The sequence below is a fragment of the Paenibacillus sp. IHB B 3415 genome (genome assembly GCF_000802655.2).
Lineage (GTDB): Bacteria > Bacillota > Bacilli > Paenibacillales > Paenibacillaceae > Paenibacillus_AQ > Paenibacillus_AQ phytohabitans.
The window spans coordinates 1-15922 of record NZ_JUEI01000106.1; the positions used below are offsets into that span (position 1 = coordinate 1).

Consider the following 15922-nt stretch of genomic DNA (forward strand, 5'->3'; position numbering starts at 1 on the left):
TCTGGCTCATTTACTTTCTCTCCTATTGAAGGGTCCTAAGTAGTAACGATAAATCCCTTTAATCCCGCCGAAAGTGGGCGGCATGGGAAAATTAAAGGGAAAAATCCCTTTAATCCCGCCGAAAGTGAGCGGAATGGGGAAATTAAAGGGATAAATCCCTTTGAATTTGTGCTAGGCAGGCGTTAAGGGCACGCCGTCTCATTTAAGCTTGACACCGCTTTTGCCGCTGCATCGCTGTCATTTGAATGCGGCAAGCCGGAGGTCTATAATATACAAGTGCGTCACATTCATATACTCATGGAGGTTTACCCATATGCGTAAGTTTGAGTTCTATAACCCTACCAAGCTGATTTTTGGACAGGGGACATTGCAGGCACTCCGCACCGAAGTGCCGAAATACGGCAAGAATGTACTGCTGATGTACGGCGGCGGCAGCATCAAACGCAGCGGCCTGTACGACAATGTAATTGCTGAGCTGAATGCCATCGGAGCTGTAGTTACGGAATTGGCCGGAGTGGAGCCGAACCCGCGCCTGTCTACCGTACATAAAGGCGTGGATTTATGCCGCGAGAACGGGATCGAACTGATCCTCGCCGTCGGCGGCGGCAGTGTGCTGGATTGTGCCAAGGCTGTAGCTGTCGGTGCGAAGTACGATGGGGATATGTGGGACTTCGTGGAGCGCAAAGCGGCGCCTCAGGGTGCTCTTCCGCTGGGGACTGTGCTGACTATGGCGGCTACCGGTTCGGAAATGAACAACGGCTCGGTAATTACGAATGAAGTGACCAAGGAGAAAATGGGCTGGGGCAGCGTGCATTCCTATCCGGCCTTCTCGATTCTTGATCCTGAGAATACCTTCTCCCTGCCGCGTGATCAGACGGTCTACGGTATGGTGGACATCATGTCCCATACACTGGAGCATTATTTCCACACAGACGGCAATACGCCGGTACAGGACGGCTTCTGTGAGACCCTGCTTCGTACAGTAATCGAGACTGCACCGAAGCTGATCGAAGATCTGAACAACTACGAACTGCGTGAGACCATCATGTACTGCGGCACCATGGCACTGAACGGGATGGTCAGCATGGGCTTTGCCGGAGACTGGGCTACGCACAATATTGAGCATGCCGTTTCCGCAGTTTACGATATTCCGCATGGCGGAGGTTTGGCAATTCTGTTCCCGCAATGGATGAGATACAACCTCAGCACGAATCCTGCCCGTTTCCGCCAACTGGCGGTGAACGTATTCGGGATTGATCCGGCTGGCAGAAGCGATGAAGAAGTCGGCCTTGAAGGCATCGGGGCGCTTCGCAGCTTCTGGGATTCCATCGGGGCTCCGAAGACGCTTGGCGATTATGACATCGATGACAGTGAAATCGGCAATATGGCTGACAAGGCTGTCCGTTTCGGCCCGTTCGGCAACTTCCGCAAGCTGCAGCGTGAGGATGTTGTAGAGATTTACAAGCTGGCTCTGTAAATTGCATTTACAAGCAGTTTACCTTGTAAGCTGGCCCTGTAAGGCAGCTGGATAGACATACCGGCAGTGGTTAACCCTATATGCTGCACCCAAAGATTAGCCGTTCCCGTTCGCCGGGAGCGGCTTTTTAACATGAAGATCCCTTAATCATCTCTCTCCGGAGATACAATAATGAGATTAATACCCAACTTTGTGAAACCAAGGACATGGTTTCTGCGTTTAAACTAGTATGACAGTCCGGAAGTAAAGACGGGAGGAGACAAACATGCAAACGCTGTATTTGGGCTGTTTGGCGCTGGGCATTATTTTTGCCGTAGTCAGTGTACTTGTAGGCGACCTGATCGGAGGCGCTCTGCACGGGGTTTTTGACTTCGTATCTTTTGATTTCGTCAATCCTGCCATCTTGGCAGGCGGAATAACGGTGTTCGGCGGAGCGGGAGTGCTGCTTAGCCGCTACAGCGGACTGGAAGATGGCGCAATTCTTGCCTTGTCCCTGCTGATTGCGGCTTTTATGGGAGTGGTGCTGCATCTTGTTGTAGTGAAGCCAATGAAGAACAGCGAAATGTCGAACGGATTCTCCATGAATGAGCTGCCGGGCAGAATCGGCGAGGTTACCGTCCCGGTTCCTGCTGCAGGCTACGGAGAGATTATGGTGAAATTCGGTGCAGGTAACAGTCTGCATACCGCAGCCAGCTTCGAACAGCATCTGCTGCCGGCCGGTATCAAGGTTGTGGTTGTGGAGGTCCGCGAGGGGGTAGCCCTTGTGTCAGAATTCGAAGACAGAAGAGGAGTGGATTCTTAATGTTCGGTATTCCTGATTTTTTGTTTATTCCTGCAGTCGTTGTGGCTGTATTATTTGTACTCGGTATTGCGTTCTGGGCCCGTTACAAAACGGTAGGACCTGATGAAGGCATGATCGTTACCGGTTCCTTCCTGGGCAGCAATCACATCTCAGATGACGGCTCCGGCCGCAAAATCAAAATTGTCCGCGGCGGCGGTGCGTTCATCCTGCCGGTCTTCCAGAAGGCAGAATTCATGTCACTGCTCTCCCACAAGCTCGACGTGACGACCCCTGAGGTCTACACCGAGCAGGGTGTTCCGGTTATTGCCGATGGAGTGGCGATCATCAAGGTAGGCAGCTCGACCGAGGATGTGGCAACGGCAGCAGAGCAGTTCATGGGCAAGCCGATTGAGGCGCTGAAGAGCGAAGCCCAGGAAGTACTCGAAGGCCATCTGCGGGCGATACTCGGTTCAATGACCGTTGAAGAGGTCTACCGCAACCGCGACCGTTTCGCCCAGGAGGTTCAAGGTGTTGCAGCCCGTGATTTGAAGAAGATGGGGCTGCAGATCGTCTCGTTCACCATTAAGGATGTGCGGGATAAGCACGGATATCTGGAAGCGCTGGGTAAGCCGCGGATTGCCGCAGTGAAGCGGGATGCAGAGATTGCTGAAGCCGAGGCTGTGCGGGATGCGCGGATTCAGAAGGCCAATGCCGAAGAGCAGGGGCAGAAGGCAGAACTGCTGCGTGATACCAATATCGCCGAAGCCTCGAAGGAGAACCAGCTGAAGGTAGCGGCGTTCAAACGTGATCAGGATACCGCCAAAGCGGAAGCGGACCAGGCGTACCATATTCAGGAGGCGCGGGCCAAGCAGACGGTGGTTGAAGAGCAGATGAAGGTCGAGCTGGTCCGCAAGGAACGCGAAATTGATTTGCAGACCAAGGAAATCCAGGTTCGCGAGAAGCAGTATGATGCGGAAGTGAAGAAGAAAGCGGAAGCGGACCGTTACGCGGTGGAGCAGGCGGCGGAAGCCGACAAGGCCAAGCGGATGCGTGAAGCCGATGCGCTGCAGTACAGTATTGAGACTCAGGCTAAAGCGACCTCCGAGCAGAAACGTCTGGAAGGGCAGGCAGTTGCGGATGCCGAACTGGCCAAGGGTAAGGCAGAAGCGGAAGTTATCCGGCTGCGCGGTCTGGCCGAAGCGGAAGCCAAAGAGAAGCTGGCGGAAGCCTTCCAGAAGTTCGGCGAAGCGGCGGTGCTCGATATTATCGTCAAAATGCTGCCGGAGCTGGCCGGGAAGATTGCCGAGCCGCTGGCTTCCATTGATAAGCTGACGGTTGTGGATACCGGCAACGGGGAAGGCGCGGCCCGGGTCAGCAATTATGTGACCCAGCTGATGGCGACGGCCCCTGAGATGCTGAAAAGCGTGTCCGGCATTGATGTCGAAGCGCTGATCAAAGGGCTGACCCAAACCAAAGGCAAGCCGGAGCTGGCAGCAGCTGCCGAGTATACCGGAGCGCCAGTAACCACCCTCCCGGGTAAACCGAAACCAGCCGTAATACCACCGGCCGCCCCGGTTGAACAATCAGAGGAATAATAGCGTATCACCGAGGTATGGCCGGCAGGTTTAACCGCCTGTCATACCTTTTTTATAGAAATACCGCATTAAGAAACGGAGGTGCAGGCATGGAGCTCATTTTGGATAATATACGCAAGAGCTTTGACGGTAAGGAAGTGCTGAAGGGAATTGACTTCACCTTCGAGCAAGGCAAGATTTACGGGCTCCTGGGACGCAACGGTGCCGGCAAAACCTCGCTGTTCAACTGCCTCAGCGGTGAGATACGCATGGACAGCGGAGGGGCTTTCCTGCGGCGGGAGGAAGTGAGTCTTCCGCTTCGAGAAGAGGAGATCGGCTACGTCTTTTCCCTGCCGATTCTGCCGGATTTCTTAACGGGTTATGAGTTTGTGAAGTTCTACATGGATATCAATAAGGATAAAATTGAACCGGGCCGAAGTATCGAAGAGTATTTTGATATCATCCGTTTTGAGGAGGAGGACCGCCACCGCCTGATTAAGGGCTACTCCCACGGGATGAAGAACAAAATCCAGATGCTCTGTTTCATCATTTCCCGGCCGCCGCTGATTCTGCTGGATGAGCCGCTAACCTCCTTTGATGTAGTGGTCGCGCTGGAGATCAAGAAGCTGCTGCGTGAGATGAAGCAGAAGCATATTATTATTTTCTCCACCCATATTCTGCAGCTGGCTGCCGATCTCTGTGATGAGCTGGTGATTCTGAATAATGGCTCGCTACGTGAGATTCCCGCGGAAACGCTGCACAGTCCGGAGTTCGAGGAGCAGATTATCGCGCTGCTGAAGGATGGAGACCATGATTAGCACGCTGAGGGCGATCATGGAGATTCGCGGGATGTCCGGCGCTAACCGGCTGATGTTCTATTTCAGAAAAATCCCCGTTATCGGCAAGCTGTTACCGGCCTCGGCCTATGCCGAGACGTCGCTTAAGCAGACTTTATCTGTAATCGTCTATATCCTCAAAGCCATCTGGGCTTTCTTGTCCAAGTTTGCCTATTTGGGGCTTATGGTCTATTTGCCCGTAAAGCTTGCAGGCAGTGAATTAACCTTAACGCTTTCAGCACAATATCAGCTGTACCTGCAGGTCCTGCTCTGTTTAAGCTTTCTGGTCGCTGCAGTTTCCAGCGCGGTTATTCTGGAGCCCAAACGGGACAAGTATATATTCGTGAAGCTGATGAGGCTCCCTGCGGAGAGATATATGCATGTTACGCTGGCGCTGCGCGGGATCAGCTTTGCGGTTACGTTCATCCCGGCGATGATGGTCTTCGGGAATCTTCTGGGGGCTCCGCTGTGGCAGGGAGGTGTTCTTGCTCTGCTGCTGACCTTCTGGCGTATTGCCTGCGAGGCCCTGCATTTGTGGATTTTTGATAAATACGGCATTGTGATTGTCAAAAAAACAAGCTGGGTCTGGACCGCCATTGGTGCAGGTTACCTGCTGGCTTATGTACCTCTGCTCCCGGGCTTTGCGGTGGTGGACAGTCCTATGTTGTTCAATCTGCCTCTGGTGCTTGGTGTGACTGTGCTGGGAGCCCTCTGTGCCGTCTACATCGCCCGTTATCCGGATTACCGCAATGCAGTGGATGCCGTTACCAAAATTGATGATCCGCTGCTGGATATGGGACGCATGATGAAGGAGGCACGGGTGAAGGATGTCGCAACCCGGGAGCAGCAGTACACGGCGGGGCAGCTGAACCACGGACAATTCGCAGGCAAAAGCGGGTATGCTTATCTTAATGCGATTTTTTTCTCGCGTCACCGGCGGTTACTCATTCATCCAGTGCAGCGGCGACTGGTAATTATTGGCGCACTCTTCGCAGCTGCCTTGCTGACGCTGCTGTTCTCGCAAGCAGCTTTTAACAGAATGGCACATTATCTGATCAGCGCTTTGCCGACCTTTCTGATCCTTATGAATTATACCTCCATCGGTGAACGTGTCTGCAAGGCTATGTTCTACAACTGTGATCTCAGTCTGCTCCGTTACGGGTTCTACCGCGAACAGTCGGCGATCCTGAGTAACTTCCGGATCCGGCTGCTGCGCATCAGCCTGCTTAATCTGATTCCGGCTGCAGCGATCTGCCTGGCGGTGAATCTGCTGATCCTGCTGTCGGGTGAGAGCTGGGGCGCGGCGGATGCGGTTATCTTTTGCGTGACGATTGTGGCACTGTCCCTGTTCTTCTCGGTGCATCATCTGTTTATGTATTACATCTTCCAGCCGTACAGTACCGAGCTGAATGTGAAGAATCCGTTCTTTACGATTGTGAACAGTATCGTGCTGGCAGCCGGTTTTATAGCCATGCAGTTCAAGAGCGAGCCCGGGATTTTTGCTTTTATCGTAGTGCTCTCTGCTGCTGTCTATATGCTGGCGGCCCTGATATTGGTCTACAAATTCTCAGGCCGGACGTTTCGGGTGAAATGAGCTTCCAGGCTCTTTGCTGCACACTTCTAATTTGAGATTCTTGATGTTATGATAGTAGCTCAAGGTTAATCTTCACATGCTGATACGTGTATCGTGCTGCCAAATAGATCGGGTATCCAGAATTAAAAGAGGTGTCGCAAGTGAGCAGCAGCATAACAGTGGCCAAGGTACTCAATAACAACGTTATCATTGCCGAGCATCCCCAGTATGCCGAGGTAGTGGTCATTGGCAAGGGTATCGGCTTCAACCGTAAGACACGGGACCGGATCAACCTCTCTTCTGTGGAGAAAATGTTCATCCTGCGGAGCCAGGAGGAGCAGGAGCAGTATAAGCAGCTTGTGCCACAGGTGGACGAGAAGCTGATTGAGGTGGTCCAGGAGATCGTCCTGCATATTATGCAGAGCAGCCGGCAGGCACTTAACGAGCATATCCATATCGCGCTCACTGACCATATTTCCTTTGCCATCCGCAGGAGTGAACAGCATATAGCTATACATAATCCCTTTCTGTACGAGACCCGGGAGATCTATCCGGAGGAATACAGGCTGGCGGAATATGCAGTGGACCGGATTAACGAAGCCATGAAGGTATCGTTGCCGCCGGATGAGATCGGATTTGTGGCGCTTCACATTGTCAGTGCACTCAGCAACCGGCATATCTCGGAGGTTAAGCAGCATTCGCAGCTGATCGGGGACATGGTGGGACTGGTGGAGGATAACCTCGAATACCGCATTCCGCGTGATTCCCTGGACTATTCACGTCTGGTGACTCATTTGCGATTTGTGCTGGAGAGGCTGCGCCGGGGGGAGACTGTACGTGAGACTTCGTCCCTTGACGGGCTGATGAAACGTGAATATCCCGAGATGTATATGCTTGCCTGGAAGCTGACCAAGGTTATCGAACAGCGCGTGCATATCCCGGTATATCCTGCCGAGGTGAGTTATCTGACGATTCATCTGCAGCGTCTTGCCCAGAAGAAGGAAGATGAATCCGATATGGAACAGCAGGACAGTATTTAGCCTGTAATTAATGCTTGCAACTTCAAATTATCGGTGCTACAATGATCCCTGTTATTAACAAAACAGAATACAAACGTGTAACTGATACGATCAGGCATGAGTGATTTACAGTATTATGGTTGTCTTGCCCCAACTCGGGGTACTCTAACGTTAGCGTTAGACGACAATCTGTGTGCTGTATTGCTCATGCCTTTTTTGGCTTCTGTTTTGAATGAAATTAATGATTAGGAAGTGACCTCAATGTTCAAAAAGTTATTTGGCGTTTTGCAGCGAGTCGGTAAAGCGCTAATGCTGCCAGTTGCCATTCTGCCTGCAGCGGGACTGCTGCTCGGAATCGGGAACATGCTAGTTAATCCGGATTTCCTGCAATATGTGCCGGCACTGGAAAATCATGTAGTTCAAGCTATTGCTACCGTATTGATGAACTCGGGGCAAATTGTATTTGATAATCTCTCCTTGCTGTTCGCAGTCGGCGTAGCCATCGGGCTGGCCGGAGGTGAAGGTGTAGCGGGTCTGGCAGCTATCATCGGATTCCTGGTTATGAACGTAACCATGGGTACGGTTGTTGGCGTCAACGCCTACGTCCTGACCTGGAAAGATTTCGCCTACTCCAGCGTGCTGGGGATTCCTACGTTGCAGACAGGGGTGTTCGGTGGTATCCTGGTGGGGATATTGGCCGCATCCATGTACAAAAGGTTCTTCCGTATAGAACTGCCGTCCTATCTCGGCTTCTTCGCGGGTAAACGTTTCGTACCGATTATGACTGCGGTAACTTCCCTGATTCTCGGTCTTGCGCTCACACTGGTATGGCCGCCGATCCAACACGGCCTGAACTATGTATCGCAAAGTATGATCAACACCAACCTGACGCTGTCGGCCTTTATCTTCGGGATCATCGAGCGTTCCCTGATTCCTTTCGGCCTGCACCATATCTTCTATTCACCATTCTGGTATGAATTCGGAAGCTATGTGGATAAGGCAGGAGATCTGGTCCGCGGTGACCAGCGGATCTTCATGCAGCAGCTTCGTGACGGTGTGGATTTCACAGCCGGTACGTTTACCACTGGTAAATATCCGTTCATGATGTTCGGACTTCCGGCAGCCGCCCTTGCGATCTATCATGAGTCCAAACCTGAGAACAGACGGGTTGTCGGAAGCTTGATGATTTCCGCAGCGCTGACTTCGTTCCTGACAGGTATTACCGAGCCGCTGGAATTCTCATTCCTGTTCGTGGCTCCGCTGCTGTTCGCTGTGCATGCGGTATTTGCAGGTCTTTCCTTCATGACCATGCACATCCTTAATGTCAAAATCGGTATGACCTTCTCCGGCGGTTTCATCGACTATGTGCTATTCGGTGTCATTCCGAACCGTACAGCCTGGTGGCTGGTTATTCCGGTAGGTCTGGTCCTCGCGGTGATTTACTACTTCGGATTCCGCTTCGTTATCCGCAAGTTCAACCTCAAGACTCCGGGCCGCGAAGATGCATCTGACGACGAGGAAGAAATGAGCACAGAGAGTGTATCGAAGTCGGGCGACGATCTGCCGCGCAATATTCTGTCTGCCCTGGGCGGCAAAGAGAATATCACACATCTGGATGCTTGTATTACCCGTCTTCGTGTCGAAGTAAAGGATAAAGCAGGCGTTGACAAGAGCCGGCTGAAGAAACTTGGTGCTTCTGGGGTTCTGGAAGTGGGTAACAACGTACAGGCAATCTTCGGAACCCGTTCGGACACGATCAAATCGCAGATTCAGGATGTCATGAACGGAAGAACACCGGCTGCTGCTCCTGTAGCGCCGAAGCCCGAGCTTGAGCAACAGGCCGGCGAGCAGGGTGAGGCTATTATTGCCGAGGATATCGTATCCCCTGTAAACGGTGAGCTGATGGATATTACACTGGTTCCCGATGCGGTCTTCTCGCAAAAGATGACCGGTGACGGCTTCGCCTTCCTGTCCGATGACGGCAAGATTGCCTCGCCTGTATACGGCAAGGTATTCAATGTCTTCCCGAGCAAGCATGCGATCGGTATTATGTCCGACGGAGGCAAGGAAGTGCTCGTGCATATCGGTGTCAATACCGTTAAGCTTAAAGGCCAGGGCTTCACTGTACTGGTAGAAGAAGGCGATCTGGTAGCTGCCGGACAGCCGATTATGGAAGTGGATCTGGAGTATGTGAAGGCCAATGCACCTTCGGTCATTTCTCCGGTTATCTTCTCCAACCTGCCTGAAGGCTCTTCGGTCACCCTGAAGAAACCGGGCAAAGTAGTCATCGGTGATAAGGATATCATCACCATTCAGTAAAATGTGCAAAGGCGAAGCGCTTCTATTATAATTAAAGGGAGCGCGGCCTTCACCATAAGCAACTATCCTAATTAATAGAAAGCGAGTTGGATATTATTATGCAAACAACTTTCAGAATCATTGACGAAGATGGAATTCACGCACGTCCGGCAACAGCGCTGGTAAATACAGCTACAAAATTCAAAGGCACTGAGGCTTTTGCGGAAGCCAAAGGCAAAAAAGTAACTCTTAAATCCATCTTGGGCGTTCTATCCCTGGGCCTTGAAGCAGGAGATACCCTGACCCTTATTACTGAAGGCAGTGAAGAAGCTGAAGCCCTCAGCGCACTGCAGGAAATTATGGTTAAAGAAGGGCTGGGAGAAGTTCATGAGTAAAATTTCAGGAATCGCGGCTTCCGCAGGTATTGCAGTAGCCCGTGCCTTTATCCTGGAACATCCGGACTATACCATTACCAAAACAGCGGTCACTGATGTGGAAGCTGAGCTTGCGAAGCTGACTGACGCCCTGGACAAATCCAGAGGCGAACTGCAGAGCATCAAAGAGCGCACACTGGCAGAGCTTGGCGAGAAGAAAGCAGAGATCTTCGAATCCCATCTGCTGATTCTTGATGATCCCGAGCTGATCACGCCTGTAATGGATAAAATTCGCGACGAATCGGTTAATGCGGACTATGCCTTGAATGAAGTAGCTAATCAGTTTGTGGAAATGTTCCAGAACATGAAGAGCGCGTACCTGCAGGAGCGTGCAGCCGATATGCGTGACGTAACGAAGCGCGTACTGAACCATCTGCTTGGCATTCACTATGTGAGCCCGGCAGAAATCAGTGAAGAGGTTATCGTTATTGCACTCGATCTGACGCCTTCGGATACAGCACAGCTTAACCGTAATTTCGTAAAGGGCTTCACGACCAATATCGGCGGACGTACTTCCCACTCCGCGATTATGGCCCGTTCACTGGAAATTCCGGCTGTAGTAGGAACTAAGAACGTATTGTCTCTCGTCAAAGCCGGCGATCTGATTATTGTCGACGGCCTGAACGGAGATGTATTGATCAACCCGACGGAAGCGGAAGTCGCTGAATATACCGCCAAGCAGGAAGCTTACAACCTGCAGATTGCCGAGTGGAAAAAGCTCCGCGACGAACCAACCGTGTCGGCTGACGGCAAGCATGTAGAGCTGGCTGCCAATATCGGTACACCGAATGATGTAACGGGTGTAATCGAGAACGGCGGCGAAGGCGTAGGCTTGTACCGTACAGAGTTCCTGTACATGGGCCGCGACAAGCTGCCTTCCGAAGAGATTCAATACAATGCCTACCGCAGCGTGCTTGAGAACATGCAAGGCAAGCCGGTAGTTGTGCGCACGCTGGATATCGGCGGCGACAAGGAGCTGCCTTATCTGGATCTGCCGAAGGAAATGAATCCGTTCCTCGGCTTCCGTGCCATCCGTCTGTGTCTGGACCGTCAGGATATCTTCCGCACCCAGCTGCGTGCCCTGCTCAGAGCCAGTGCCCACGGTGACCTGCGGATAATGTTCCCGATGATCGCGACTCTGGGCGAATTCCGCGCAGCCCGTGATCTGCTGCTGGAAGAGAAGGCCAAGCTGCGTGAAGAAGGCAAGGAAGTATCCGATAATATCCAGCTGGGCATCATGGTTGAGATTCCTTCGACAGCTGTACTGGCTGACCAGTTCGCCAAAGAAGTGGATTTCTTCAGTATTGGTACCAATGACCTTATCCAATATACAATGGCTGCGGACCGTATGAATGAACGGGTATCCTACCTGTATCAGCCATACAACCCGGCAATTCTCCGTCTGGTCAAAATCGTCATTGATGCAGCACACGCCGAGGGCAAATGGACCGGTATGTGCGGTGAAATGGCCGGGGACGCTACAGCGATTCCGCTGCTGCTCGGCCTTGGCCTGGATGAATTCAGCATGAGTGCAACCTCCATTCTGCCGGCTCGCAGCCAGATTGCCAAGCTGTCTGCTGCAGACATGAAGGAAATGGCTGCCCAGGCGCTACAGCTCGGCACTGCCGAGGAAGTAGCCGCACTTGTGCAAAGCCGTGTGAATTAATTCGTTTTTGGTTTTCTGTTTGAGGCAATTCCACTTTTCCAACTACTTTAGCCGGTCTCCGATACAGGAGGCCGGTTTTTTTTGAATTATGAGCATACATCCACTTCAGCAAGAACGGAACCGCCCTTTCCGGCAGCATTATATATAATAAGTCCATTACTTCTGAAGGGTGGAATTATTTTTGCAGAAATTTAATGCCCCGCAGCTTTATATGTTCATGGTTTTTATGATGTCATTAGCGGGCAGCACCATATTTACAACCTACAGCATTTATTATGTTACTGAGCTAGGGTTAAATCCGTTTCAGCTGGTGCTGGTTGGAACGGTTCTGGAGATAACAGTGTTAGTGTTCGAAGGCATTACAGGTGTTGTAGCAGATACATACAGCCGTAAGCTGTCGGTTATTATCGGAATGTTCTTGCTGGGAAGTGCTTTTGTACTGGAAGGATGTATTGTCTGGATGATGCATCCGGCCTCCATGCTGCCTGCATTTGCCTGGCTGCTTATGTCCCAGATGCTGTATGGCATCGGCTGGACGTTTGTCAGCGGGGCGGACACGGCCTGGATTGTAGACGAGCTGGATGAGGAGCAGACGGGGGCAATTTTTATGCGTTCCAAAGTATTTGCGCTAAGTGCATCTCTGCTGGGCATTGCTGTCAGTGTAGGATTATCACTGCTTGCGCCTAATATGCCGTTTCTGGCAGGGGGGGCTGTCTATTTCATGCTTGGGCTGGTATTGATCCGTTATATGAAGGAAACGGGCTTTATCCGGCGTGAGCGGGAGCCGCACACCTCACCAATCCGTGAACTGGGCAAGACCTGGGTAAGCGGCGTATCCGTACTCAGACATCACCCGCTGCTTCTGCTGCTGACCGTTGTAACATTATTTAACGGGGCTGCGTCTGAAGGGTATGACCGCCTGTGGCAAATCCACCTCATCGATGAAATCGGCTTCCCGGATGCCTCCGTGTCAATGGCGGTATGGTTCGGCCTGATCAGTGCAGCGGCTACAATTTTGGGGATAATGGCCGTGCGTTTTGCCGGGAAAAGAATGGACCTGCTCCTGGAACGAAAGATCTCTGCCGCATTGTTCATACTGACCTGTATCCGCATGGGCTGTATCCTGCTGCTTGCGCTTGCGCCGAATTTCACGGCCGCGATCTTTGCGGTGCTTCTCCTGGGGGTGGCCGGCTCCGTGAGCGATCCTATCTATACTACCTGGCTGAACTCGAAGCTTCCAAGCCGCAACCGGGCCACAGTCCTGTCGATGATTAGCCAATCGGATGCACTCGGCCAGTCCGCAGGCGGTCCGGTTGTTGGTTATATAGGCAGCCGTTTCTCGATCAGGGCCTCCATTCTGGCTGCCGGCTTCCTGCTGCTACCAATTATGGCGTTGTTCGGAAAGGTCATGCGTAAGCGCTAAAGGAAGCAAAACAACATTTAACAGTTGTTATTTGGCAGTAGGACAAGTATACTTCCGGGTAGATTCACAGCGATCACCTCATGAGCTTAAATACCCGGGACTTCATGCCGATATAGGGTATAGCAAGCAGATGCAATTCTACCCCGTAACCCAAACCTGTGAACATAATGTTACATATTATAAGATGAACCGTGAGTAAGAATTCTCAGCAATACCCGCTTGCAGAGCTGTGCAAGTATTAGATTGGCGATATGTGGAAATAGCTTGGTTGTAATAGAGTGATCAGTTTTCGGCCGGATGGCAGAGAGCATTAGGATGGTGAATATGAATGAGCAGCAATTATATAAATGCAGAATCAGTAATGGAGACCTATGAAGGCAAAGACCTCGGCTTAACGTATTCTGCGGAGTACAGTATGTTTAAAGTCTGGGCGCCGACCGCGTTTGCAGTATCGCTGGTGCTGTATGCTACCGGCGGGAATGGCATATCAGCCGGTCATACCGGAGATTACAAGGACAGCGGCAGGATTATCAATATGCAGCGCTCAGACGGCGGAATATGGGAAGTCAGGGTTTCCGGTGATCTTAAGGGCAGGTATTATATGTACCGGGCTGTATTTGCGGACGGAAGCATCAACGAAGCTGCAGACCCTTATGCAACGGCTGTATCGGCTAATGGTGTGCGGACGGCGGTCATCGATTTGCAGGATACGAATCCGGCTGGTTGGGAACAGGACACTTCTCCTGTACTGGCGCATCCGGCCGATGCTGTAATCTATGAGCTTCATGTACGTGATTTCTCGGCTCATGAGAGCTCGGGTCTTACCCATAAGGGGAAATTCAAGGCGTTCACTGAGATGGGACTGCGGGATGCTGCGGGTCATGCACTGGGCATAGACCATCTGGCTGAGCTGGGGATTACTCATGTGCATCTGCTGCCGGTATTCGACTTCCAGACGGTGGATGAGCTGAAGGTTCCCGGTGAAGCACCGCGGTCTCCGCTATTCACAGACTACAATTGGGGCTATGACCCTCAGCACTATAATGTGCCTGAAGGCTCATACAGCACAGACCCGGCCAGTCCGCCTACCCGTATCCGTGAGTTCAAGGAGATGGTGCAGGCCCTGCACAGCCGTGGCATCTCTGTCATTATGGATGTGGTCTACAACCATACGTATTCTATAGAAAAAGGACCCTTCCAGCCGCTTGTGCCGGATTATTACTACCGCCACGACTATAGCGGCCGGCTCTCCAACGGCTCGGGTGTCGGTAATGAGCTGGCGACAGAACAGCCGATGGTCCGCAAATATATTAAAGACTCCTTGTCCTACTGGGCATCAGAGTATCATATCGACGGTTTCCGCTTTGATCTGATGGGATTGATGGACAGTGTGACCATGCGCGAGATCACGGAAGAGCTGCGGCTGGAGATTAATCCGAATCTGCTGCTCTACGGTGAGCCCTGGACAGGCGGTGACTCTCCGCTTGCAACCAAGACCCTGAAGGGTGTGCAGCGCGGCAAAGGTTATGCCGTCTTCAATGATAACTTCCGTTCTGCCCTCAAGGGAGACAGTGACGGCTGGGGCAAGGGCTTCGCTACCGGAGAATACGGTAAAGAAGGTGCGGTTGCTTCCGGGATCAAGGGAGCCATACATGAGTTCACCGATTCGCCTGTAGAGACAGTGAACTATGTAACGGCACATGATAATCTCAATCTGTGGGACAAAATTCTGGCCACCCAGGGATTACGCCAGGAAGCGCGTTTACTGGAGCTTGAGAATGGCAGGCTGCGGGGCGGCGGGGATCTGGAAACCGCTGTGGAGCAGGCTGACCCTTATTTCGCGATTGATACCCTTGATGTGCTGGAGAATGAGACTGTACGGCGTTCTCTGCTGGCTAACGGGATCATCCTGACCTCGCAGGGAATACCGTTCCTGCACGCCGGGGATGAGCTTCTGCGCAGCAAATACGGTGACCATAACAGCTACCGCAGTCCTGACTGCATCAATGCCATCCGCTGGGAGAACAAGAAAAAGTTCATTCCCGTCTTTCAATATTACAAAGGTCTGATTGAGCTGCGGCGGGGGCATCCGGCTTTCCGTCTGCATGGACGTCAGGAGATTGAGCGCAGCCTTGAGTTCCTGCGCTGTGACAGCGGAGTTATTGCCTATGTGCTGAAGAATCATGCCGGCGGTGATGTATGGAATAATATTGTAGTGATCTACAATGCAAATATGGGACCGGTAACCCAGTGTCTGCCTGAATCCTCCGGCTGCTGGAATATCGTCGTCGATCATACCCATGCAGGAGCGGAAGCATTCGGGCAGACGGAGAGCGGCAGTATTGAAGTTGCCGGGCTGTCGATGATGGTGCTTTACGATAAATACGGCGAGCCTGAACCGAGATCCAAGGTAGTCGAAGTTCATTATGAACGGCCGGACGGCGATTACCGGGGCTGGAATCTCTGGGTATGGGGTACAGGCATTCAGGATGGACAACGGGACTTCCAGCACATGGAGGACGGTCACGCAGTAGCGCGGATTGAGGTGCTGCCAGGTACAGCGTCTATCGGGTACATCCTCCGTCTGAATGACTGGGAGGAGAAGGACGGTACGGGAGACCGCTTCATCGACTGTTCCGGCAGCGAGGAGCAGGTGTTGAAAGTAACCATACGAGAACGTAAGCTAGAGCACGAAGGTGAGGCGGCTGATCCGCTGCAGCGAACCAGTTAGATAGAAATAAGAGCTGATCTGTTCCGTCCCCCGGGGGGACGGGCAGATCAGCTTTTTTTATTGTATAGGAAATTATACAATGCAAAAAAATGTGGATAACTCCGATGAAA

At 52.1% G+C, this 15922-nt stretch carries 11 protein-coding genes; all 11 read left to right on the forward strand.

The window, feature by feature from the left end:
- Positions 1–313 precede the first annotated feature (313 nt).
- The 11 genes from QW71_RS32335 to pulA all read left to right on the forward strand — a co-directional run bounded on the left by QW71_RS32335 (position 314) and on the right by pulA (position 15812).
- Entirely contained in the window at positions 314–1477 is a 1164-nt protein-coding gene (locus QW71_RS32335) for an iron-containing alcohol dehydrogenase (RefSeq protein WP_039309332.1), read from the forward strand.
- A 265-nt stretch (positions 1478–1742) separates the two neighbouring features.
- A complete protein-coding gene (locus QW71_RS32340; protein WP_039309334.1) occupies positions 1743–2279 on the forward strand; it encodes a hypothetical protein in 537 nt (178 codons plus the stop codon).
- Entirely contained in the window at positions 2279–3853 is a 1575-nt protein-coding gene (locus tag QW71_RS32345) for a flotillin family protein (protein ID WP_083442821.1), read from the forward strand. Before QW71_RS32340 ends, QW71_RS32345 begins: the two co-directional genes overlap by 1 nt.
- Positions 3854–3942: 89 nt before the next feature.
- Positions 3943–4650, forward strand: coding sequence for an ATP-binding cassette domain-containing protein (locus QW71_RS32350; protein WP_039309335.1), 708 nt, complete (start codon positions 3943–3945; stop codon positions 4648–4650).
- Complete coding sequence (locus tag QW71_RS32355; RefSeq protein WP_039309338.1) at positions 4643–6262, forward strand: hypothetical protein; 1620 nt, start codon at positions 4643–4645, stop codon at positions 6260–6262. The genes QW71_RS32350 and QW71_RS32355 overlap by 8 nt, the downstream gene beginning before the upstream one ends.
- 140 nt (positions 6263–6402) lie before the next feature.
- The gene (gene glcT / locus QW71_RS32360) at positions 6403–7281 is read left to right on the forward strand and encodes a glucose PTS transporter transcription antiterminator GlcT (RefSeq protein ID WP_039309339.1); all 879 of its coding nucleotides are present in this window, start codon (positions 6403–6405) and stop codon (positions 7279–7281) included.
- A 240-nt stretch (positions 7282–7521) separates the two neighbouring features.
- Positions 7522–9579 carry a glucose-specific PTS transporter subunit IIBC gene (gene ptsG / locus QW71_RS32365; protein WP_039309342.1) on the forward strand — a complete coding sequence of 686 codons (2058 nt, stop codon included), beginning with the start codon at positions 7522–7524 and terminating at the stop codon, positions 9577–9579.
- Between the two features lie 98 nt (positions 9580–9677).
- The gene (locus tag QW71_RS32370; RefSeq protein WP_039309348.1) at positions 9678–9953 is read left to right on the forward strand and encodes an HPr family phosphocarrier protein; all 276 of its coding nucleotides are present in this window, start codon (positions 9678–9680) and stop codon (positions 9951–9953) included.
- Positions 9946–11658 carry a phosphoenolpyruvate--protein phosphotransferase gene (gene ptsP / locus QW71_RS32375; RefSeq protein ID WP_039309343.1) on the forward strand — a complete coding sequence of 571 codons (1713 nt, stop codon included), beginning with the start codon at positions 9946–9948 and terminating at the stop codon, positions 11656–11658. The genes QW71_RS32370 and ptsP overlap by 8 nt, the downstream gene beginning before the upstream one ends.
- 181 nt (positions 11659–11839) lie before the next feature.
- On the forward strand, positions 11840–13081 hold the full coding sequence (locus QW71_RS32380; RefSeq protein ID WP_235441612.1) for an MFS transporter: 1242 nt from the start codon (positions 11840–11842) through the stop codon (positions 13079–13081).
- Positions 13082–13409: 328 nt separating this feature from the next.
- Positions 13410–15812, forward strand: a complete 2403-nt coding sequence (pulA, locus tag QW71_RS32385) for a type I pullulanase (protein WP_047014099.1) — start codon at positions 13410–13412, stop codon at positions 15810–15812.
- The last annotated feature ends 110 nt before the right edge of the window (positions 15813–15922 follow it).